1 protein-coding gene is annotated in these 1,071 nt (G+C 43.1%); it reads left to right on the top strand.

The window, feature by feature from the left end:
- Window positions 1-101: 101 nt before the first annotated feature.
- Window positions 102-1,064: an IS30 family transposase gene (locus tag NI466_RS15760; protein ID WP_253174004.1), complete on the top strand. Its 963-nt coding sequence runs from the start codon at window positions 102-104 to the stop codon at window positions 1,062-1,064.
- Window positions 1,065-1,071 lie beyond the last annotated feature (7 nt).

Here is a 1,071-nt window from a genome sequence, read left to right as displayed (position 1 = left end):
CGCGGATTCAAATCCCAAGTGCGACACATTTGTAGTTAGTTGAAAAAGTTAGGTGTATTAGAATCATTAGACTTTTTCAACTCGCAATTGGAAAGCACACAATGAAGCAATACACCCAACTTTCTCAAGAAGAAAGATACGAAATTTATGCTGCCTTGAAAAGTAAATCTTCAATCTCTACTCTTTCCAGAGAGCTTGGTCGTTCCAGATCAACCCTCTATCGTGAGATCAAAAGGAATACAGGGGAACGCGGCTATCGGGCTAAACAGGCTGATCGGTTTTCAAGTCAACGACGATACCGTTCTTCATCTCAGATGACAGACTTCGCCATATTTTACATCCGTTATCTGATTGCTCTGGGTTGGTCGCCTGAACAGATTTCCGGGGCATTGAAACAACGTGGCTGGCTAGATGTCCCATCACATGAGTGGATCTATCAGTACATCTATCAGGATAAATCTAAGGGTGGAGAACTGCATCAACATTTAAGACACCAGAAAACCTATCGCAAGCGGGGTTATAAAAACACAGACCGTAGAGGCCAACTGGTTGATAGAACAAGCATTCACTGTCGCGACGAGGTCATAGACAAGCGTCAACGTCTTGGTGATTTTGAAGGTGATACCGTGATAGGCAAGAATCATAAGGGGGCATTATTAACCCTGGTTGATCGCAAGAGTCTGTATCTACATATCGCTCATTTGGGGAAAACTAGAACCTCAGCTAAAACGATCACGTGTGCTTTAGAGTGTTTGCGCCACAGTCATGCATATAGTGTGACCTTTGATAATGGCAAGGAATTCTCAGAGCATTGGCGGATAAAGAAAGCAGGTATAGAAACTTACTTTGCAGATCCGTACAAGTCGATTCAACGTGCCAGAAATGAAAATAGCAATGGTCTGATCAGGCAATATCTGCCAAAATCCTCATCGTTTGATGATGTTTCAAAAGAACGGATAGAACAGATAGAATCTGCTCTAAATAATCGCCCCAGAAAGACACTGGGATGGTATACGCCCAGTGATGTTATGGCTGGTTTTTATACTGTTGCACTTGCCGCTTGAATCCGCC

The organism is Acinetobacter lwoffii (assembly GCF_024129595.1).
GTDB classification, from domain to species: Bacteria; Pseudomonadota; Gammaproteobacteria; order Pseudomonadales; family Moraxellaceae; genus Acinetobacter; species Acinetobacter lwoffii_O.
The sequence above is the reverse complement of the archived record's forward strand: the minus strand, read 5'-3'. Positions and strand labels throughout refer to the sequence as shown.